The sequence below is a fragment of the Blautia sp. OF03-15BH genome, assembly GCF_003463065.1.
Classification (GTDB): domain Bacteria; phylum Bacillota; class Clostridia; order Lachnospirales; family Lachnospiraceae; genus Limivivens.
The window spans coordinates 35,253-56,169 of sequence record NZ_QSCM01000001.1 but is presented as its reverse complement, the minus strand read 5'-3'; the positions used below and the strand labels follow the sequence as shown (position 1 = coordinate 56,169).

19 protein-coding genes are annotated in these 20,917 nt (G+C 44.7%); 18 read left to right on the top strand and 1 reads right to left on the bottom strand.

Annotated features, from left to right (window positions below; all coding sequences use genetic code 11):
* Positions 1-205 precede the first annotated feature (205 nt).
* The 10 genes from DXA57_RS00295 (at position 206) to DXA57_RS00250 (ending at position 12,433) form a co-directional block, all read left to right on the top strand.
* Positions 206-1,759: an efflux RND transporter periplasmic adaptor subunit gene (locus DXA57_RS00295; protein WP_117763946.1), complete on the top strand. Its 1,554-nt coding sequence runs from the start codon at positions 206-208 to the stop codon at positions 1,757-1,759.
* Positions 1,760-1,762: 3 nt separating this feature from the next.
* Complete coding sequence (locus DXA57_RS00290) at positions 1,763-2,452, top strand: ABC transporter ATP-binding protein (protein WP_117763945.1); 690 nt, start codon at positions 1,763-1,765, stop codon at positions 2,450-2,452.
* The gene (locus tag DXA57_RS00285) at positions 2,449-5,457 is read left to right on the top strand and encodes a biotin/lipoyl-binding protein (RefSeq protein WP_117763944.1); all 3,009 of its coding nucleotides are present in this window, start codon (positions 2,449-2,451) and stop codon (positions 5,455-5,457) included. The genes DXA57_RS00290 and DXA57_RS00285 overlap by 4 nt, the downstream gene beginning before the upstream one ends.
* A 122-nt stretch (positions 5,458-5,579) precedes the next feature.
* Positions 5,580-6,845, top strand: a complete 1,266-nt coding sequence (locus tag DXA57_RS00280) for an ABC transporter permease (protein WP_117763943.1) — start codon at positions 5,580-5,582, stop codon at positions 6,843-6,845.
* Positions 6,846-7,088: 243 nt separating this feature from the next.
* A complete protein-coding gene (gene rpsB / locus DXA57_RS00275; protein ID WP_117763942.1) occupies positions 7,089-7,832 on the top strand; it encodes a 30S ribosomal protein S2 in 744 nt (247 codons plus the stop codon).
* A gap of 27 nt (positions 7,833-7,859) precedes the next feature.
* Positions 7,860-8,798, top strand: coding sequence for a translation elongation factor Ts (gene tsf / locus DXA57_RS00270; protein WP_117763941.1), 939 nt, complete (start codon positions 7,860-7,862; stop codon positions 8,796-8,798).
* Positions 8,799-8,912: 114 nt separating this feature from the next.
* Positions 8,913-9,398 carry a LeuD/DmdB family oxidoreductase small subunit gene (locus DXA57_RS00265; RefSeq protein ID WP_117764376.1) on the top strand — a complete coding sequence of 162 codons (486 nt, stop codon included), beginning with the start codon at positions 8,913-8,915 and terminating at the stop codon, positions 9,396-9,398.
* Positions 9,398-10,651, top strand: a complete 1,254-nt coding sequence (locus tag DXA57_RS00260; RefSeq protein WP_117763940.1) for a 3-isopropylmalate dehydratase large subunit — start codon at positions 9,398-9,400, stop codon at positions 10,649-10,651. The genes DXA57_RS00265 and DXA57_RS00260 overlap by 1 nt, the downstream gene beginning before the upstream one ends.
* Before the next feature lie 34 nt (positions 10,652-10,685).
* Positions 10,686-11,180, top strand: coding sequence for a LeuD/DmdB family oxidoreductase small subunit (locus tag DXA57_RS00255; protein WP_117763939.1), 495 nt, complete (start codon positions 10,686-10,688; stop codon positions 11,178-11,180).
* Between the two features lie 17 nt (positions 11,181-11,197).
* Entirely contained in the window at positions 11,198-12,433 is a 1,236-nt protein-coding gene (locus DXA57_RS00250; RefSeq protein WP_117763938.1) for a 3-isopropylmalate dehydratase large subunit, read from the top strand.
* A 3-nt stretch (positions 12,434-12,436) separates the two neighbouring features.
* On the opposite strand, the gene DXA57_RS00245 is transcribed toward DXA57_RS00250, so the two are convergent.
* Entirely contained in the window at positions 12,437-12,907 is a 471-nt protein-coding gene (locus DXA57_RS00245; protein WP_117763937.1) for an Rrf2 family transcriptional regulator, read from the bottom strand.
* Positions 12,908-13,386: 479 nt separating this feature from the next.
* On the opposite strand from DXA57_RS00245, the gene DXA57_RS00235 reads away from it, so the two are divergent.
* The 8 genes from DXA57_RS00235 (at position 13,387) to DXA57_RS00195 (ending at position 20,857) form a co-directional block, all read left to right on the top strand.
* The gene (locus DXA57_RS00235; RefSeq protein WP_117763936.1) at positions 13,387-14,013 is read left to right on the top strand and encodes a DUF3786 domain-containing protein; all 627 of its coding nucleotides are present in this window, start codon (positions 13,387-13,389) and stop codon (positions 14,011-14,013) included.
* A 742-nt stretch (positions 14,014-14,755) separates the two neighbouring features.
* Positions 14,756-15,526, top strand: coding sequence for an ATP-binding protein (locus DXA57_RS00225; RefSeq protein WP_117763934.1), 771 nt, complete (start codon positions 14,756-14,758; stop codon positions 15,524-15,526).
* A gap of 85 nt (positions 15,527-15,611) precedes the next feature.
* On the top strand, positions 15,612-16,544 hold the full coding sequence (locus DXA57_RS00220; protein WP_117763933.1) for an AAA family ATPase: 933 nt from the start codon (positions 15,612-15,614) through the stop codon (positions 16,542-16,544).
* A 6-nt stretch (positions 16,545-16,550) separates the two neighbouring features.
* A complete protein-coding gene (locus DXA57_RS00215) occupies positions 16,551-18,368 on the top strand; it encodes a cobaltochelatase CobT-related protein (RefSeq protein WP_117763932.1) in 1,818 nt (605 codons plus the stop codon).
* A 16-nt stretch (positions 18,369-18,384) separates the two neighbouring features.
* Entirely contained in the window at positions 18,385-18,579 is a 195-nt protein-coding gene (locus DXA57_RS00210; RefSeq protein ID WP_117763931.1) for a hypothetical protein, read from the top strand.
* A gap of 82 nt (positions 18,580-18,661) precedes the next feature.
* A complete protein-coding gene (locus DXA57_RS00205; RefSeq protein ID WP_117763930.1) occupies positions 18,662-19,411 on the top strand; it encodes an ATP-binding protein in 750 nt (249 codons plus the stop codon).
* A gap of 9 nt (positions 19,412-19,420) precedes the next feature.
* Complete coding sequence (locus DXA57_RS00200; RefSeq protein WP_117763929.1) at positions 19,421-19,867, top strand: hypothetical protein; 447 nt, start codon at positions 19,421-19,423, stop codon at positions 19,865-19,867.
* A gap of 138 nt (positions 19,868-20,005) precedes the next feature.
* Entirely contained in the window at positions 20,006-20,857 is an 852-nt protein-coding gene (locus tag DXA57_RS00195; protein WP_147345638.1) for a hypothetical protein, read from the top strand.
* The last annotated feature ends 60 nt before the right edge of the window (positions 20,858-20,917 follow it).

Below are 20,917 nucleotides of genomic sequence, written 5' to 3'. Positions count from 1 at the left end.
ATACGGGAAAGACCCAGGTTTTGGCTTCATTGGGAGAGAAATAAGACAAAGCTTCACAGAATCAACACAAAATTCAGATAAAATACGGAAGGTTAAGGGAAAATTAAGTAGGCACGCCTAAATGAACGTGCTATAATGGCACAGTAAACAGGAGCAGGAAGGATGAAAGGCGCCTGATGAGTGCATCAATTGTTAGGAGGAGACCATGAAAAAAAAGAAAGTGGTTGCCGGAGTGGTTCTTGTGGCTGTCATTGCCGCAGGAGGTTCCGGTGTCGTTGTCTGGAAAAAGGTACAGGACGGAACGTTGGAACTGTCTTTTTTGAAAAAAACGAATACAACGGAAGGCAGTGTCTATGTGGATTCTGTTGAGAAAATATTAAATCCGGAAGTGAGTGGTGTGAATCAGCGCTTCAGTGGTGTCATTGAACCACAGAAGACCTGGAAGATCGAGGCCTCCAGCGATAAAAAGATCAAAGAGATCTATGTGGTAGAGGGAGATCAGGTAAAAGCCGGACAGGATCTTTTTACGTATGATACTTCTGAAGCAGAAGAGAACCTGGTGGATGCCCAGATCGAGCTGGATCGTCTGACTTCTGATATCGAGACGACGCAGAAACAGATCGATACGATGAATAAGGAACTGGCCAAGGTAAAGGACGAGGATCAGCGTCTGGAATATACGAACCTGATCCAGACCAAGGAAAACTCGCTGAAGAAAAGCCAGTATGATCTGAAGAAACAGAACGTGACCATCGAGCAGCTGAAAAATACGATTGCAAACGCTACCGTACAGTCGGAGATGGATGGAATTATCAAGAGCATCAATGAGGATGCAGGCAGCAGTTCTTCTGGATACGGCAACGATGACAGCAACGCCTTTATGACTGTTCTTTCCACCGGAAATTACCGTGTAAAAGCGACTGCCAATGAGCAGAACCGCAATTCCGTTCAGGAAGGTCTTCCTGTCATTGTTCATTCCAGAGTGAATGATAAAGAAACCTGGAACGGCACCATGGGAAGCCTGGATACGGAGAAGACTGCACAGAACAACAATGATAATTATTCTTATGGAGGCAGTTCCGGTGACAACACCAGCAGCAATTATAATTTCTATGTGGAACTGGATGATTCCAGTGATCTGATCCTGGGTCAGCATGTCTATGTAGAGATCGATAACGGGCAGTACAAGCATCAGGATGGCGTCTGGCTGAACAGCTATTATCTTGTGCAGAATGGTGATGGAACCGCTTACGTCTGGGCAGCGGATTCCAAAGACCGGATGGAGGAGCGCAAGGTCACTCTCGGAGAATACGATGAGGAACTGGATCTTTATGAGATCACAGACGGACTCACCAGAGAAGATTATATTGCATTTCCGTCTTCTGACATCGAGGCTGGCATGAAAGCAGAACGCAATGTTGAGAATGCCACCATCGGAACCGGGGCAGCCAGTGCCAGCGGTATCGGAGACGGGGAGACCTATATCAACGGTGGAGACGGAACCTATAGTGATTACAGCGAAGAAGATGAGAATTCCTATGATGGTGATACGTCTGAAACAGGAGAAGAATATCTGGAAGATGATGGCTCCTATGATGAGGCCGGTCTGGAGGCCGGCAGTGATGATCTGGAAGGGGACGATGCCTATTATGAGGATGGTGCCTATACGGATGACGGAGAGTATCTGGATGAGGATGGTTCCGGAGACGCAGATTTCACAAACGGAGAAGAAGAGACCGCTGGCGCAGGGGAGGAATAAGCCTTGATTTTGGAAATGCATCATATTTATAAAGACTATTATCCGGGCAACATGGTGGTTCCTGTGCTTAAGGACGTCAATCTGAATGTGGAAAACGGAGAGTATCTGGCGATCATGGGACCTTCCGGTTCTGGAAAATCGACACTGATGAATATCATTGGCTGTCTGGACAAGCCTACGAAGGGCGATTTCAGACTGGATGGCCTGGATATCCTGAATCTGAGTGAAAATGCACTGGCGGATGTACGGCTGAATAAACTGGGGTTCGTTTTCCAGAACTTCCAGCTGCTTCCCAGACAGACAGCAGTGGAAAATGTGGCCCTGCCTCTCATTTATGCCGGTGTGAGCAAGAAGGAACGGTTAAAACGGGCGGCGGCAGCTCTGGATAAAGTAGGACTGTCCGACCGTCTGGATTTCGTGCCGAACCAGCTGTCCGGTGGTCAGAAGCAGAGAGTTGCTATTGCAAGGGCTATGGTAAACCAGCCGAAGATCCTTCTGGCCGATGAACCGACCGGAGCTCTGGATTCCAAGTCCAGTGCCCAGGTTATGGATCTTTTTACTACCTTGAATCAGGAAGGAGTGACCGTGATCATGATCACCCATGACAGTCACGTAGCCGGATTTGCGAAACGAAGAGTTGACATTTTCGATGGTGAGATATCGGAATACAAGCCTCAGGAGGTGACGCTGTGAAAAAGCGTACGATCATACTAATCACAATTTTTTCACTGGCAGCAGTAGGTGGCGGCGGTTATGGCATTTACCATCTGGTGAAAAACGGAGGTGATCCGGTGGAGGTTACCTCTGTGGCGAATTTAAACCAGGGATATTGGGGAAGTGAGACCAGTTCCAGCGGAACCATTACCTCAAAAGCAAATCAGGAAGTCCATCTGGAATCTAATAATCTTGTTGACCAGGTTTATGTAAAAGAAGGCGACAAGGTGAAAGTGGGAGATAAGCTTCTATCTTATGATACGACGCTTCTGGAGCTGAATCTGGAATCTTATCAGCTGGAAGGAAAGTCCATAGAACTGGAGATCAAGGGAGCAGAAAAGGATCTGAAGAAGCTGAAGAGTATCACACCGGTGGCAGACAGCTCTTCCTCTGGCTCATCAGATCTTTCCAACTGGGAAAATGATGACAGCGGAAGCGATTCGGATTCTGACAGCATGACCGATGATCAGGCGAAAGCAATCCTGAATCCGATGAATCTGACCGCAGCGGCAGAGGGTGGAGAAGAAACGCAGACGCCTGAAACGGCAGCAGCAGAGACAGCAGCGCCGGAAACGCAGGCGCCAGAGACAAGCCCGGAAACGACAGTACCGGAAACAGCAGCACCGGAAACACAGGCGCCAGAGACGGCAGCACCGGAAACACAGGCAGCAGAGACAGCGGTACCGGAAACAAAAGCACCGGAAACGACAGTGCCAGAACCATCATCTGCCGGGGCTGCGGCTGTACAGGATCAGGAAGCAGAAAGTTCTGATATGATCACACTGGATCCGTCATCAGGAAACGGACTGGGTGGAAATGATCCCGCACCTGCGGTCAAGACGGAGGATAAGATCCTTAAAATGCTGACTTATCGGAGCAAACCCTCAGAGGGAGACGGGACAAAAGAAAATCCCTATGTGTTTCTCTGTGCAGACGGAGCGGTGATCCAGGGTTCTTTCTTAAATAAGATCCTAGGCTTTGTAGAAGACGGTTCCGTAAGAGAAGGCGGCGGAATGACAGAGGATGGCCAGGGCTGTTACGCCAGACTGGAGATCCGGAAGGAAAATCAGGCTGACGGCGAGGTCCTGAACACTCTGGATATCGATGGAACCAAAGAAACGGATAAGGCTTTTGATAAAGATACGAAATGGCGCTTTGCATCGACAGGCGTACAGCTTCCTGTAAACGAGACAGAAGGGGACGGAAGCAGGCTGACGGCAGAAAATGGAAAAGATTTCTGGACAGAGACGATTTCTGATGAAGGGAAAAATAATATTTCCGGAAATCAGAATGGTTCCGGTGAGATCACGGATATCATTATCGGCGGAAATACCAATCCCACAGAGGCAGCTGGTACGGAGAGCGAGAGTGACACCACAGGCAGAGAGACAGATCCGACGGAAAACGGTTCCCCGGAGACAGAAGAACCGCGGGAGACGGAACACGTCACAGAAACGCAGGCAACAGAACCTGTGACAGAAACACAGGCAACGGAGCCAGGCAGTGAGACAGAGACGCAGGCAACAGAACCGGTCAGTGAAACGGAAGAGCCGGTGACAGAGACGGAGGAGCCGGTAACAGAGCCGACAACGGAAACGGAAGAACCAGTGACAGAACCGGCAACAGAGACAGAAGAACCGGAACCCTCTCCGCTGGATAAGATCAAGGCAAAAAAAGTCCTGACATACAATACGAAACCTTATAAAGGGGAAGGAACAAAGGAATCTCCTTATGTATTCTTCTGCGCAGACGGAGCAGTGATCCGGGCATCCTTTATGAACCGGATCCTGGGCTTTAATGAGGCCGGAACCTCCAGAAAGAATGGAGGAATGAAGGGAGACGGGGAAGGCTGTTATGCTGTTCTTGAGATCCGTGAGGGCGATGAGATGTCCGGCGGTTTTATCAAATCCATTATCATCCGCGGCACCACTCCTACGGAAAAAGCTTTTGCACCGGATCTCAGCTGGATCTTTACGACCTCCGGGCTGCAGAAGGTGGTTCCGGAACTTCCGGATGAAACAGAAGAACCGGAGACAGAAAGCGATGACTGGTATGAGCCGCCCTGGGATGATAACAGCGGTGACGGTTATACGGCATCTGAACTGAAGAAGGCGATTGAAGATAAGGAAAAAGAAATCAAAGATCTGAAGCTGAATCAAAGAGAGAATGCACTGAAAATCGAAAAAGCACAGCGTGAGATCAACGAATCTACCATTACCAGCAGTATCCATGGAGTAGTAAAGAGCGTGGGAGATCCTTCCATCGGTGAGGTGGATGGAAAAGCCTTTATCCTTGTCACCAGTGATTCCGGCCTTTATGTTCAGGGAACCTTGAGCGAGTCGGATCTTGGAAAAGTCAAGGTTGGAAGCATGATCAGCGGTTATTCCTATGAATCCTATACTTCTTTTACTGCGGAAATCACGGAGATCTCCAAATATCCTACCAATTCCCAGAATTACTGGTCCAGTGATATGAATCCGAATGCCTCCAGTTATCCATTCCTGGCTTACATTGAGAATGCAGATGGTCTTTCCGATTATGAATATGCGGAACTGAAGATCGAAGAAGATGCCAGTACCTCTTCAAACAGTATTTACATTGATAAAATGTATATCCGAAAAGAAAACGGCCAGAGCTATGTATACATTAAGGGAGAAGACGGTCTGCTGAAAAAACAGTATGTCCGCACAGGAAAGACTCTTTACGGCAGTACCATTGAGGTCAAAGAGGGTCTGAGTATCGATGATGCGATTGCTTTTCCCTATGGAAAAAATGTCAAAGAGGGAGCGAAGACCAAGGTAGCAAGCGAGTATGCAGACGATGAGGATGACAACTCCTCCGGAATGGAGAATTCTGACAGTGGAATGGACAATATAGACGGCGAAAACTATGACGAGGGCAGCTACGACGAGGGCAGCTTTGAGGAAGGATCCTATGAGGAAGGAGCTTACGACGAAGGTGCCTACGAGGAAGCAGCTTATTGATCGCAGATAAGCATTCCCCCGCTTCAAGTGCGCGGAGCACTAAGCGGCAGATTGCGAATGTCCGCTTTACACGGTTAAGTCAAAATTCCATCGCCAGAGGCGATTTTCGGAGGTAGAAAAAAGTGTTAGAAAATATAAGATTATCCTTTCAGGGAGTCTGGTCTCACAAGATGCGTTCTCTTCTGACTATGTTGGGTATCATCATTGGTATCGCATCCATCATTGCCATTGCGTCCACCATTCAGGGAACCAATGAGCAGTTGAAGCAGAATCTTCTGGGAGCAGGAAACAATACCGTTAATGTAAAACTCTGCCGCTCTGATTCAGAGTATGAATTTGATAACTACAGTGGGATTCCGGCAGGAGTTCCGGTCTTTTCAGAGAGCGACCGTGAAAAAATGCTGGATGTGGAAGGTGTCGAAGACATTGCCTTTTACAACAGCCGGAGCTATTCCAGTGATATCTGGTATCAGAATACAAATCTTCAGGGTGCGTCCATTATGGGGATTGACAGCCATTATCTTAATACCTGCGGCTATGAGATCCGGACAGGAAGAAGCTTTATAGAGAAGGATTATACAGATTTCCGCCGGGTAGCTATCCTGGATGATACGGCTGCCACCAGTCTTTTTCAGGAAGAAAGCCCGCTGGGAAAGACCATTGAACTGAGTGGTTCTCCTTATATCGTTGTCGGTGTGGCACAGAAAAAGGATGAGTACCAGCCGGTAATCAATTCCGTTGATGAGTATTACAGCCTTATGAGCGATTCTGATAGCAGCGGCGTGGTGTATATCCCTTCTGCTGACTGGGGGATTTCCTTTCAGTATGATGAACCGCAGAACATTGTGATCAAAGCAGAAAACACGGATTATATGAAGACTGTGGGAAAAGATGTAAAAAGCATTGCAAATGATCTTCTGAGTGTGGGAAAAAGCTCCGACATTAAGTATAAAGCAGACAAGATGATCGAGAAGATCGAGGAAGAGCAGAAGATGAACACGGCTGCCAATCAGCAGCTCATCTGGATCGCAGGGATCTCTCTTCTGGTCGGTGGTATCGGTGTTATGAACATCATGCTCGTGACCGTTACCGAGCGTACCAGTGAGATCGGCCTTAAGAAAGCGATCGGAGCCAAGAAAAAAAGGATTCTGGCCCAGTTTCTTACGGAAGCTGCTGTTCTTACCAGCATGGGAGGAATCATCGGCGTGATCGTTGGAAACATTCTGGCGAAAGTCATATCCAATATGACGGATACGCCAACAGCCATCAGCGTGCCGGTTATTGTGGTTTCCGTTCTGTTCTCCATGCTTATCGGTATTCTTTTCGGACTTCTGCCTTCCATCAAGGCGGCAAATCTGAACCCCATCGACGCTTTGCGTCACGAATAATGAAAAAAGCTCTCCGGTCATTCGAAAAAGCCGGAGAGCTTTTTTCAATTCTGCGAAGAGATCTACGGAATCTGGGGTTTTCTGCAGGATCCAGGTAAAAAAAGCTTGCAGAATGGCAGGATCTGTGGTATACTGCCCTAGTCTAAAATAAAACACGTATGTGGATTCCGAGGACGGTGCCCGAAAAGGTTTCCAAGGAAGAATAAAACATACGGAAGAACAAAACCAAAGGAGATAAAAGACATGAGCGTTATTTCAATGAAACAGTTACTCGAAGCCGGCGTACATTTTGGTCATCAGACCAGAAGATGGAACCCCAAAATGGCTCCCTACATCTACACCGAGAGAAACGGCATCTACATCATCGACCTTCAGAAATCTGTAGGAATGGTTGACACCGCATACAAGGCAGTATTTGATATCGCTGCTGAGGGTGGCAACATTCTTTTCGTTGGTACCAAGAAACAGGCTCAGGACGCTGTAAAGACAGAGGCTGAGCGTTGCGGAATGTACTATGTAAATGAGAGATGGCTCGGCGGAATGCTGACCAACTTCAAGACCATCCAGAGCCGTATCAATCGTCTGAAAGAGATCGAGACCATGGAGCAGGACGGTACTTTCGAGGTACTGCCGAAGAAAGAGGTTATCGCTCTTCGCAAAGAGATGGACAAACTGCAGAAGAACCTGGGCGGAATCAAAGATATGAAGAAGATCCCGGATGCAATCTTCGTAGTAGATCCGAAAAAAGAGAAAATCTGCGTACAGGAAGCTCATACTCTGGGTATTCCGCTGATCGGTATCGCTGATACCAACTGTGATCCGGAAGAGCTGGATTATGTGATCCCGGGTAACGACGATGCAATCCGTGCCGTAAAACTGATCGTTTCCAAGATGGCAGACGCTGTTATCGAGGCAAATCAGGGTGCTGAGGAAGAAGTTTACGAGGGAACCGACGTGGAGACCGAGGAAGCACCGGTAGAAGAGTAATCATCATACGACGGAGGGAATGTAAAAATGGCTATTACAGCAGCAATGGTAAAAGAACTGAGAGAAATGACCGGCGCAGGCATGATGGACTGCAAAAAGGCTCTGACTGAGACCGACGGCGATATGGACAAAGCCGTTGAGTTCCTGAGAGAGAAAGGTCTTGCAAAGGCTCAGAAGAAAGCCAACAGAATCGCAGCTGAGGGTATCGTAGTTGACGTTGTAGCTGAGGACGGCAAGAGTGCAGTAGCCGTAGAGGTTAACTCTGAGACCGACTTCGTTGCAAAGAACGAGAAATTCCGTAACTATGTAAAGACTGTTGCAGATCAGGCTCTGACCACCGAGGCAGCCGACATCGACGCTTTCCTGGCTGAGAAATGGCACCTGGATGAGAGCAAGACTGTAGCTGAGGAGCTGGCAGCTCAGATCGCAGTCATCGGCGAGAACCTGAAGATCCGTCGTTTCCAGCAGGTGAAAGAGGAGAACGGTTTCGTTGCTTCCTACATTCACGCTGGCGGAAAGATCGGTGTTCTGGTTGACGTTGTTACCGACGTGGTAAATGACGAAGTTAAAGAGATGGCTAAGAATGTAGCTATGCAGGTAGCTGCTCTGAAACCGCTCTACACCAGCAGAGACGAGATCTCCGCAGACTATATCGCACATGAGAAAGAGATCCTTCTTGCTCAGATCAAAAACGATCCGAAAGAGTCTGCTAAACCGGAGAAGGTTATCGAGGGCATGATCAACGGCCGTGTAAACAAAGAGCTGAAAGAGATCTGCCTGCTTGACCAGGTTTATGTAAAAGCTGAGGACGGAAAACAGTCCGTGAAAGCATACGTTGACTCTGTAGCAAAAGCTGCAGGCGCTAACATCACCATCAAAGGCTTCGTTCGTTTCGAGACTGGTGAAGGCCTTGAGAAGAAGAACGAGGATTTCGCAGCTGAAGTTGCAAAACAGATGAACGCTTAATCTGTGAGAAACTGAAAAGTTGAATCAGGAAAGACTCCGGGAGTCTTATGAACACTCTGTTCTGGAGTGGGAATAAGATTCCGGGAGTTTTTTTCAAAGAAAGGGAAACTGTTTATGGAAAAAGGAACAATCTTCAAATTTCATAACGATCTGGATACCGACCAGATCATAGCATCTCAGTATCTTCTGCTTCCAAACCTGGACGAGATGAAAAGCCACACGTTTGAATCTCTGGACCCGGATTTTTCCAAGAAAGTCAAAGCGGGAGATTTTGTCATTGGTGGTGAAAACTTCGGCTGCGGCTCATCAAGAGAGCAGGCTCCCGGTGTACTGAAAGCGTTGGGTGTGCAGGCAGTTATCGCAAAATCGTTTGCACGGATCTTTTTTCGAAATGCCATCAATATCGGACTTCCGGCTATCGTCTGCAAGGACCTTCCTGATGAAGTAAAGACCGGCGATACGATGATCCTTCATATGTCAGAAGGAACAGCTGAAGCCAACGGGAAAACGTATTCCTGCACGAAACTGCCGGAATACATGCAGAACATACTGAACCAGGGCGGCCTGATCGCTTCTCTGAACCGGGAGGAGGAAAAATAATGGGAATGACCATCGCCGAAAAAATCATTGCAGCAGCAGCCGGAGTGGATTCTGTAAAACCGGGAGATATCCATACAGTGGAACTGGACCGTCTTATGAGCAATGACGGAACCACGCATCTGACGGTGGATATGTACCGGAATAAACTGAAACATCCGCATATCAAGGACACAAAGAAGCTGGTATTTATCGTGGATCATAACGTTCCATCTGATAATCCGAAGACCGCTGCTTCTCAGAAAAAAATGCGTGATTTTGCAAAAGAGAATCAGATCGATTTCTGGGAGGGGAAGGGAGTATGCCATCAGGTGATGATGGAAAATTATGTCCGTCCCGGCGAGCTGATCTTCGGTGCAGACAGCCATACCTGCTCTTACGGAGCGCTTGGTGCTTTCGGTACGGGTGTGGGCTGTACGGATTTTCTTTACGGCATGGTAACGGGTACCTCCTGGGTACTGGTTCCGGAAACTGTAAAGTTCAATCTCATCGGCAGACTGCCTGAAGGCGTTTATGCCAGAGATCTGATCCTTACCATCATCGGTGAGATCGGCGCCAATGGCTGCAATTACCAGGTCATGGAGTTCACCGGCGAGGGAGCGAAGACTTTAAGCATCAGTGACCGTATGGTGCTCTGCAACATGGCTGTGGAGGCCGGAGCAAAGACCGGTATTTTTGAAGCAGATGAGAAGGCTCTGGAATACTTAAAAGAGCACGGAAGAGAGCCCAAGGCTGTCTACAAGAGCGATCCTGACGCCGTTTACGCAAGAGAGTACACCTTCGACCTCTCCAAAGTCCGTCCGGTAGCCGCAAAACCGGATTTCGTGGACAATGTGGTTCCGGTTGAAGAGGTCGCAGGTCTTCCCATTGACGAAGCTTTCTTAGGCTCCTGTAACAATGGACGGATCGAAGATCTCCGGGTGGGAGCAGAGCTCATCAAGGGCAGAAAAGTTGCAGATAAGGTACGTTTTCTGGTCGTTCCTGCCAGTCTTACCGTTTATCGCCAGGCTTTAAAAGAAGGTCTGATCGATATCTTCATGGAAGCCGGAGCCATCGTCATGAACCCCAACTGCAGTGTCTGCTGGGGAAGCTGTCAGGGTGTCATCGGCGAAAATGAAGTGCTGATCAGCACCGGAACCAGAAACTTTAAGGGACGCGCCGGCCATCCGAGTTCCAAGGTTTACTTAGGTTCTGCCGCAACGGTAACAGCCTCTGCCATCGCAGGAAAGATCGCTCTGGCAGGTGAGATCAGATAACAGCAGATGGAAACAGCAGATAGGAGAATACATTATGGAGACATCATTTACAGGACGGATCTGGGTTCTGGGAGATGATATCGATACGGATATCATTATCCCCACCGAGTACCTGGCGCTCAAGACCATTGACGATATGAAACAGTACGGCTTCAGTCCCCTTCGACCGGAACTGGCCGGAGAGATCCGGAAAGGCGATATTATCGTTGCCGGAAAGAACTTTGGCTGCGGTTCCTCCAGGGAGCAGGCTCCGGAGATCATCAAAGCACTGGGGATTCAGTGTGTCATTGCAAAATCCTTCGCGCGGATCTTTTTCCGCAATTCCATCAACAATGGTCTTCTGCTCATCGAGCAGCCGGAACTTCACGATCATGTGAAAGAAGGAGATGAAGTCACCGTTGTCATGAATCAGCATGTGGATCACAATGGAAAACAGTACCCGATCGCTTCCCTGCCGGAGAATCTCATGGATATTTTAAGAGCCGGCGGACTGGTGAAAGCCATGCGGAAGCTGAATGGTCTGGACTGACCGGGAAGGAGAAAAATATGGGCGAGACAGTGATTGAAAAGATCATTCATCATAATACGGGCAAACAGGTAAAGCCGGGTGATATCGCTACCGTTTCGGTGGACCGGGTCATGATCCATGACATTTTTATCCCCTTTGTCGCTGAAAAATTTGAAGAAATGGGATTTCAGAAGCTCTGGGATCCGGATAAAGCAGTTCTGATTTATGACCATCTCGTACCGGCCAGCCAACTGGATGATACGAGACACTTCCATACGGGAGATGCTTTTGCGGAAAAATACGGCATGACTCATGTACACAGAAGCGATGGGATCTGCCACCAGCTGATGACGGAAGCCGGTTATGTAAAGCCGGGAGATGTGGTTTTCGGCACGGACAGCCATACTACGACCTACGGCTGCGTAGGTGCTTTTTCCTCCGGTATCGGTTATACCGAGATGGCAAGTATTCTGGGAACCGGAAGCATGTGGATCCGTGTGCCGGAAACGATCAAAGTCGTCATCAATGGAAAATTGCCGGAAAATGTCATGTCCAAGGATGTGATCTTACGGCTCCTGGGTGATCTGGGAGCAGACGGGGCTACTTACCGGGCACTGGAGTTTACCGGAAGCACTGTGGAGGAGATGTCCGTTTCCAGCCGTATGACTATGGCAAACATGGCTGTGGAGGCAGGAGCCAAATGTGCGCTTTTCACACCGGATGAGAAGACGGCAGAATATTGTAACGTGACGCTGAACGATTATCAGAAGAGCCTGGTGGGAGATGAGGATGCTTCCTACTGCAAAACCGTCGTTTACCAGGCAGAGGACTTTGTACCTGTGATGGCGTGTCCTTCGCAGGTGGACAAGATCCGCAACGTCAGCGAGCTTTCCGGCATTCCCATCGACCAGGTGTTTATCGGTTCTTGTACCAATGGCCGTCTGGAGGATCTTCAGGCAGCTGCCGAGGTCCTGAAGGGCAGGAAGGTTGCAGACTATGTAAAGCTTATTGTGACTCCGGCCAGCCGGAAGATCTACAGACAGGCGATAGAGCTTGGTATTATGGATGTCCTGGCGGAAGCCGGAGCAATCATCACCCATCCGGGCTGCGGACTCTGCTGTGGAAGAACCGGCGGAATCCTTACAGATGGAGAACGTGTCGTGGCGACCAATAACCGGAACTTCCTTGGCCGTATGGGAACCTCCAAAGTGGAGATTTATCTTGCATCTCCGAAAACCGCAGCTGCCTGTGCAGTGGCGGGAAAAATCGTATAACTGTCATATCTGAGGATTGCCACATTTGTCATAGACAAATGTGGCAATTTGCATAGATGTTCGCTGATAATAGGTATTTATGATGTCCTGTAAAGTAATCGTATTCATTTTTTCTTCGGCAGCCTTTTGAATTTCATTATAGAATTCCTGCAAAGACAACTGAATATTAATGCCAACGCCGCAATCGGGGTTGGTATGAGTATCTAAATGAAGCAGCGGTTTCTCACCTTCCACTGCTTTATAAATATCCAGCAATGTAATCTGGTCTGCTGGTTTTGAAAGAGAAGGACGGGCATGTCCGGCTACACTGGTCATAAGTCCGGCTTTTTTTAGTTTTAACATAAGCTGGCGCACAAAGCCGGGATTTGTATGGACACTTTCTGCAATTGAGGCACTGGAGAGAGATTTTTCCTGGTTGATAGCAATCAGAACCATCACATGAACAGTATCACTTAATTTCGTTGAATATTTCATGATAAGAAACTCCTTGTAGTATGATATAATGATTTTGCTTTCACATTTTTGAGACAAAATATTTCTGGCTTGTTAAAAACATCTCAAGTTCTCAACAGTTCTTTTCAATGTGTTGAGAACTTGTACATATTTTTTATTTTGATGATTGTAAATAATATAATTACAACTATAATGAAATTTAAAGGAAAAGTCAATACAGGAATAAAACTTAATATGTTGATCGTAGGCAAGTTAAAAGGAAATTTATACACCAGAATCAAAAAATATATCAGCTTTATTATCGTGAAAACAGGAAAGTATCACAGTCTAAAGAAGAATATGAAGCAAATTGATTAAGAGCATACCGACATTTAGACGCATGCAGATTTAACAAATAAGGGATGGTCATGTCCAACATGCCAGATTTATGAAACCACCAAAATCCTTGTATAAACATTGATTATTATATGATGCGATAAAATATTTACAAAGGAGAATTTATGGAATACAAAAATCAAACAGAAAATCGTGCATTTCAGGAAATGCTGCTGGCAGCAGTAAAACGGTTACAAAATCGTTCCGGAGAGGATCTTGCTGCAAAAAGTGGGGCTGTTTTTCATAGCCGGCGAAATGTGCTTGAAGTACTGAGTTTTTATGAAATGATTGAAATTCAACTTCCTGAATTCCATATTAACACAGACATAGATGAATGGCATTATCTGACATTGCTGCATTATCTGGATATGGCCGATGGCACAGAAGGCTCACAGAAGCTCATTACTTTTGGTAATCTGAAAGACGGATTGATCCGGGGAACCAAGTTTGACCGGACTGCAGAGCAGAAACTGGAAAAGCTTTTGCAGGGCAAAGATCCTGAAAAAATTAAAAAAGCATGTAAAAGCCTGGGTGCAGAATTCACAGAGACAAAGGCAGATCTGTGTGCTGTTTTTCCAGTTCTGCCAAGATATCCGGTAACTTTAAAGATATGGTTTGCGGATGAAGAATTTCCTGCATCTGGAAAACTATTTCTTCAAGATCATGCCGATCATTATTTGAGTGTAGAAGATGCAGTAACAGTCGGAGAAATCTTGCTGCAAAAATTATCGGAAGCATTTTCGTCCCTTTGATCATGAATCAGAAAACTTTCCAGTCCAGCTTTGATAAATTTGTCAATTGTTGTCTGAATCTGTTTCCAGTCATTACAGTGATTGCGGAGCATCAGTCTGTTGATGGAAAGGCAGCCATTCATTTGAAAATAAAAAACCGATTCTGCCTGCTCAAAGGTCAGGAGGCTGTGTGACATAAGCCAGGTCACATAGCCTTCTTTTGTATTTGCTGCTATTTTTTCCAGAAGAATGGGAGCAATCGTGTCATCCAGAAACAGAGATCTATATTTTGTTTCCATTTGAATTTTTTGGCAGAAGGGATAGGAACAGCTTTTCTGGTTTGGGCAAAATAAATGTTCTACCGTTGTTTTCATATCCTGTACCATATCATTTAAAATATCTTCCAACACGTCATGGATATCGTAATAATGCAGATAAAAAGTACCTCTGTTTATTTCAGAAATTTTACAGATTTCAGTGACCGTGATTTTTGTGAAATTTTTCTTCTTTAATAATTCTAAAAAAGTTTCCTTTATAGCTTGCCTGGTATATCTGGTACGGCAGTCCTGCTTTCTTGTTTTTTCCGACATAATAGCCTCCATTGAATGTATGCTTTACGATGTATCATTTCTCAACAGTTTTTGGGATGTGTTGAGGAACAGAACAGATTTCATAGATTGATTATTGTAATTTATATAGTGACAACTATAATGAAATTGAAAGAAAAAGTCAACAGATTGTTCAGAATTTTAGGAGGAAAAACATGGGACATGTAATTGCTGTATCAGGAAAAGGCGGTGTAGGGAAAACAACTCTTTGTGGATTGTTGATTCAATATTTATGTGAGAATAGAAAACATCCGGTTTTAGCTGTAGATGCAGATGCAAATGCGAATTTGAATGAAGTGCTCGGCGTTGAACCGGAGATTACACTCGGAGAACTGAGAGAAGAGATTGAACGTGCAGGAGTTGATCCACGATATCAGATTCCGGTAGGAATGACAAAACAGGCTTATCTGGAAATGCGTCTTTTCGATGCAATTGCAGAAGAAGACGATTATGATTTGATGGTAATGGGGCGAACCCAGGGACAGGGCTGCTATTGTTTTGTAAATGGTCTTGTGCAGACCCAGATTCAGAAACTGCAAAGCCATTATTCATATATTGTGGTTGATAACGAAGCAGGTATGGAACATATCAGCAGAGGAATCCTGCCAATGATGGAAGTTGCGATTCTTGTAAGTGACTGTTCCAGAAGAGGTGTTCAGGCAGCCGGACGTATTGCAAAGCTGATGAAGGAGTTAAACTTTAAACCACAGAAAACCGGATTAATCGTGAATCGTGTTCCAGATGGAAAACTGGATGCCGGAACTTTGGAAGAAATCCGAAATCAGGGACTGGAACTGTTAGGGGTTGTACCACATGATGACCAGGTATATCAGTATGACTGTGATGGAAAGCCGATCATACGGCTTCCGAAAGATTCTCCTGTAAGAAGTGCACTGGGAGAAATTGTAAAGAAGTTAGGATTGTGAGTTGGAGGATTGAAAATATGAAGATTGAGTAAACAGAAATATTATCTGATTTGATATAACCAATTGCAAAGAAAGGAAAATCTTCATGAGAAATCATTGGACAGAAATAGAAAAATATTTAGAAGATCAGAAGATAGCGCAGGAACTGATTGGAGAATTGAGAGATTTTCACATGCGTTATGAGGTAGAGGATCAGGTAAAGGAACGGGTAGAAAAACCGGATATCTTATTTTATGGGAAAAAGATTCTGGAAATGTCAATAGCAGCGCTTCTTCAGGGAGATAACCTGTTACTTTCCGGTGCGAAAGCTACAGGAAAAAATGTACTATGTGAGACACTGGCATGGATATTCGGAAGACCGGAATATGACATTTCTTTTCATGTAAATACAGACAGTGCCGATCTGATTGGAACGGATACCTTTATAAATAATGAGGTTCGCCTTCGGAAAGGCCCCATCTACCAATGCGCGGAATTTGGAGGATTTGGAATCCTGGACGAAATCAATATGGCAAAAAATGATGCGGTTTCTGTACTGCATGCCACATTGGATCATCGGCGCAGAATCGATATTCCAGGATATAACAGGGTTTTACTTCATCCGGCAACACGATTTATCGGCACGATGAATTATGGTTACGCAGGTACCAGAGAGCTAAATGAAGCATTGGTTTCACGGTTTATGGTAATTGATATGCCTGAAATGGATGAGGATAGTATCCTTTTTGTATTAAGACAACATTTTCCAGATGGGGAAAAAAGTGCACTGAAAGCTTTTGCAGGACTGTTTCTGGATTTGCAGATCAAAGCTTATCATGGAGAAATCTCAACAAAATCTCTTGACCTGAGAGGATTGGTTTCTGCTGTAAAAGCAACAAGAAGCGGACTTTCTCCAATTGATGCAATCCAGATGGGGATCATAAATAAAAGTTTTGATGTATTTGAAAAAGAGATCGTAGAAGATGTGGTTTCTACCAGAATCCCATCTTCCTGGACCGGAAAAGACATATGGGGGTAAACTTGTATGGAGGATGTCAGATGGCCGGCGGAACAACTGGAAGAACATCGTCTGGAGATCAGCAATCGTATCAGAAATCTTTTTTGGACAGTCAGTGGTGATTATGATATAGAATTTGAACCGGACACAGAAAAATATGTTTATTCAAAACAAACGGTTCTATACGAGGCAGTGAAGCAGGGTGCCTTTGCACGATATTTTGATCAGAAGAAACTTGGCATGTATTTGATGAAAAAATTACATTTTTCTGCCGGAGAAGATATGCTTTTGACTCTTGCCGGATTATGCATGGATGCTGCAGTGAATCGTTTTATCATTCGAGAACGTTTGGGAACAAAGGAAATCAGAGAACAGGCGTTCAAAGAATTGGAAAAGGCTGAGGAAGAGCAGGCATCAGACAAAGCTGGAACAGACCTGATTCACAGGATTAGGCTTTTGTATATAAGGTATGTTCTGGAGAACACAGACGATGAGGAAATGGATCCACAGGCAAAGATTGCATTGTACAAGATTCTTTCTCTGAAGGATGCGGAAAATACGGAAGATGTCATAAACGTGATAGATGAGATTTATAATCATGTTCTGGATCCCTCTTTTGAAAAAAGGAATGGAAATCTGGAGAAGATTCTGAATTTACCGGATATGGCATTGGCCGATGACGCGTGGCAGGAATGCATGACGGATGAACAGATGGAAGACATCATTCAAAAATATCTTTCTAATCTCAAAAAAAAGATGATGAGTCTGGATATCAGAAATAAAAAGAAAAAAAGATTTTATTTCTCTCCGGAAAATGAAGAAGTTCCGGAAAATCCAGAGAATATAAATCCACAGGCAGTGCGACGGATACGGGAATATGTGGAACTGAATTACGGAAAATCGTATCTAAGTGAATCGGAGCAGGCCAGAGTCAACCGGAAATTTTGTACAGGAATCCACAAAAACTGTATCCTGTATCTTACAGATGGAATTTTACAGAACCCTGTGATAAAAAATAATCAATATCGTTTTTCTCAGCTGCAGTTTGAAAAAAATAAAGCCTATTATGGAAATAATCACTGGATCATCAAAAGAAATATTTCTGTGTTGGCAGAGTCACTGAAACGGGCATTTATAATCCGAAAGGATGATTTTGTCAGCAGATCTGATGCAGGGCAGCTTGTTCCTGAGAGGTTATGGAAAATTGGAAGAACAGACGATGACAAGTTATTTAATAGAAAAAAGAGATCAGAAGATTCTGAGTTTGTAATAGACGTCCTGATTGATTCCAGTGGTTCCCAAGCTGGCAGACAGGCTCAGGTAGCGGCACAGGGATATATTATCAGTGAAGCATTAAGCCAGGCAGGAATTCCTCATCGGGTGACAGGATACTGTGCTTTCTGGGGATATACAGTACTTCAGAGATTTCGGGATTATGAAGACCCAAGGGAAACAAATGAAAGAATCTTTCAATTCCGGGCATATGCTAATAACAGAGATGGGCTTGCACTGAAAACAGTTTGTTCTTCTCTCATGGAGCGACCGGAAAAAAATAAGATTTTAATCGTATTAAGTGATGGAAAACCCTGTGATATGAGCATACAACGACCAGGAACCCGCCAGCCCAAGATTTATGACGGAGAAGGAGCTGTGAAAGATACTGCATATGAGGTGCGTCGGGCCAGAAATCAGGGGATTTTCGTAATTGGTGTTTTTGTAGGGAATGAAGAAGAACTCTCCGTGGAAAAGAGAATCTACGGAAAAGACTTTGCCTATATTCGTAATATCAGCAATTTTTCCCGTATGGTAGGAACTTTTTTGCGAAGACAAATTGATATGGAATGAAAATGGAGGAATCACTATGGGTAAAATTGAATTTGCCAATTGCCAGGATGCAAGAAATCAGAAAAAGATACTGGAATTAGATTGTCCACGCTGTCATGAACCAGGAGGCATTGAAGTCTTTGTGAAAGACGGGATACTTGCAGAGGACGGAGTATGTGATAACTGCGGATATATTCTTCCAGAAGGAACAGAACTGGAGGAAGTGGAGTAAGAAGCAGTGCGTAGACCTGTGGCCTGTTGTTTTGAACGTCCTGAACAGTTACTAGAAAAAAAGAAAAGGAGTAAATATAGAGATGAAAATAGCAGTTTGCGGAAAAGGTGGATGTGGAAAAAGTACAGTAACCAGTCTTTTGGCTAAGGCTTTAGCCAGACGAGGAAAAGAAATTTTGGTAATTGATTCCGATGAATCTAACTATGGTCTACACCGACAGTTAGGTGTGAAGCTTCCCAGAGATTTTACAGACTATTTCGGTGGTAAGCAAAATGTTTTAAATGATATGATGTTATCAAAATTTACGCATCAGTTTTTTGAGAAAACCTGGACTATAGATGATATACCGGAAGATTATTATAGTCTGAAGGACGGTGTAAAACTGATGAGCAGTGGAAAAATTCATCTGGCAAATGAAGGGTGTTCTTGTGCTATGGGAACTGTCATGACTCAATTTATCCAAAATCTTAGGCTTACAGAAGACCAATTTGCGCTAATGGATATGGAGGCTGGTATTGAACATTTTGGACGTGGAATTGATAACGGTGTAGATTTGATATTGATAATCATAGATCCATCCTATGAATCCCTACAGCTTTCCCAAAAAATCGGGGAATTATCGGAAAGTATTCGAAAACCATTTTATTACGTTCTCAATAAAGTAACAAAAGAGAATCAGAAAATGATGTATGAAGCTGTATGGAATTCAAGTCGAGTCGCTGTATCTCTTAGTGCAGATCCTGGTATTATGGGAGAGGGACTGATGGGGAAAGAACTATCAGAAAAACCAGATGCTATTGAAAGCTTAACAGAATTTCTGCTTTCTATTTAAAGGATTACTATGAAAAACATAATCTGGAAATGCAACTATAGAAATATAAAATCTATACCAATTAAAGATGTTGGACAAAACAGTGATAAGTATGCTTTTGAGGTTGAAACAGTGGTAATTAATAAAAGTGAAAATTTTGAAAAAGGAGATATATTTCCTGAAAATGCGAAAGTAGTTATTACATATCATGTAAAACAAGAGATAAATTTTCCTTATGCAATGGATTATTTTAGAAAACAAAATTATATTATGGTTGAAAAACAGTTGCAAAGAATGGGATTTTCAAATATTTCTGAAAGAAAAATTAAAGATTTGGTGACTGGTTGGATGATAAAAGATGGATCTGTAGAAGAAATATTTATTATAAATGGAGGCAAAGAGTCTCCTATATGCAAAGATTATTCGTATGAGTATGATGCAAAGATTATAATCACCTATCATACTTTTTCAAAATGAAAAATATATAGAAACGCCAGGCAGATGTTGTATTCTGGAGAAGGAGAGCGTATCGTTTTTGCGCTTGACAAGTATTTACTACAGATGTAGAATATACGCGTCAACTACAAATGTAGAAGAAAAGGAGCGCAAAAGATCATGAGAAGACGTAGACAACAGGAAGAGAGAAGAATGAAGATGATTATGACGGCAGCGGCGGTGATTTGTGTTCTGCTGCTGGTTGTGGGCGTGGGGATTCTTTTGAGAAGAAGGATGCCGGAGGTTGTGCGTATGACAGAAGACACCGGGAAGACGGCGGTGGTGGTGAAAAAGAAGGAGAAAGAAAAGACTTCTGAAAAGAAAACGGAAAATCAGACGGAGGATCAGAAAAAAGAACAGTCAGGAACGAAGACAGAGAGTCAGAGTACTGCTCAGAAGAAAGAAGGAACGGAAACGCAGATAAATCCAGAGAACATTCAAAACCAGAATACTCCGGCGAAGAAGGTTCAGGAACAAAATGCTTCGGCTGCAGATAATCAAACTTCACAAACCGTTCAGGCGCAGCAGCCGGAAAATAACTCATCTGTGAGTGCGGAGGCGGAAACCACTGCAGCTTCCGAAAGTTCACCGGAATATACATCTGCGGAAAATCTGGGGCTTACGTTGACAGATGAGAGCGTTACGCTCTATTCGGCAGATGGAAGCGCAGCCACTTACATCTATAAGGCCACCAATGGAAACTGGTATGATGGCAGCGGCAGAAACTATGTCTACAATGGAAATGGAACCTGGAGTGGGGAGGATGGGAACTCCTGGAGCGAGACTGCTCCTGCTTCGGCGGCGGACAAAAGCGGCACTTCTGTAACGGTTACGGATGAGGATGGTCTGAACAGCCAGACGCTCTATCAGGATTCCAGCAGTGGGAGCTGGGTCAATGAAGCTGGTGGCATCTACACCGACAATGGCGACGGAAGCTTCACCGGGTCAGATGGAAATTTGTGGTATTCATAGATAAAGGGATTTTTGATGAGACCAGTTTTCTTTACAGAAAAAACGAATGGGTGTAAGATA

What these genes read in the sequence shown, in the direction of transcription:
- DXA57_RS00295 (WP_117763946.1), top strand. Translation starts at nt 206, where the DNA reads ATGAAAAAAAAGAAAGTGGTTGCCGGAGTGGTTCTTGTGGCTGTCATT.
- rpsB (WP_117763942.1), top strand. Translation starts at nt 7,089, where the DNA reads ATGAGCGTTATTTCAATGAAACAGTTACTCGAAGCCGGCGTACATTTT.
- tsf (WP_117763941.1), top strand. Translation starts at nt 7,860, where the DNA reads ATGGCTATTACAGCAGCAATGGTAAAAGAACTGAGAGAAATGACCGGC.
- DXA57_RS00265 (WP_117764376.1), top strand. Translation starts at nt 8,913, where the DNA reads ATGGAAAAAGGAACAATCTTCAAATTTCATAACGATCTGGATACCGAC.
- DXA57_RS00260 (WP_117763940.1), top strand. Translation starts at nt 9,398, where the DNA reads ATGGGAATGACCATCGCCGAAAAAATCATTGCAGCAGCAGCCGGAGTG.
- DXA57_RS00255 (WP_117763939.1), top strand. Translation starts at nt 10,686, where the DNA reads ATGGAGACATCATTTACAGGACGGATCTGGGTTCTGGGAGATGATATC.
- DXA57_RS00250 (WP_117763938.1), top strand. Translation starts at nt 11,198, where the DNA reads ATGGGCGAGACAGTGATTGAAAAGATCATTCATCATAATACGGGCAAA.
- DXA57_RS00245 (WP_117763937.1), bottom strand. Translation starts at nt 12,907, where the DNA reads ATGAAATATTCAACGAAATTAAGTGATACTGTTCATGTGATGGTTCTG.
- DXA57_RS00235 (WP_117763936.1), top strand. Translation starts at nt 13,387, where the DNA reads ATGGAATACAAAAATCAAACAGAAAATCGTGCATTTCAGGAAATGCTG.
- DXA57_RS00225 (WP_117763934.1), top strand. Translation starts at nt 14,756, where the DNA reads ATGGGACATGTAATTGCTGTATCAGGAAAAGGCGGTGTAGGGAAAACA.
- DXA57_RS00220 (WP_117763933.1), top strand. Translation starts at nt 15,612, where the DNA reads ATGAGAAATCATTGGACAGAAATAGAAAAATATTTAGAAGATCAGAAG.
- DXA57_RS00215 (WP_117763932.1), top strand. Translation starts at nt 16,551, where the DNA reads ATGGAGGATGTCAGATGGCCGGCGGAACAACTGGAAGAACATCGTCTG.
- DXA57_RS00210 (WP_117763931.1), top strand. Translation starts at nt 18,385, where the DNA reads ATGGGTAAAATTGAATTTGCCAATTGCCAGGATGCAAGAAATCAGAAA.
- DXA57_RS00205 (WP_117763930.1), top strand. Translation starts at nt 18,662, where the DNA reads ATGAAAATAGCAGTTTGCGGAAAAGGTGGATGTGGAAAAAGTACAGTA.
- DXA57_RS00200 (WP_117763929.1), top strand. Translation starts at nt 19,421, where the DNA reads ATGAAAAACATAATCTGGAAATGCAACTATAGAAATATAAAATCTATA.
- DXA57_RS00195 (WP_147345638.1), top strand. Translation starts at nt 20,006, where the DNA reads ATGAGAAGACGTAGACAACAGGAAGAGAGAAGAATGAAGATGATTATG.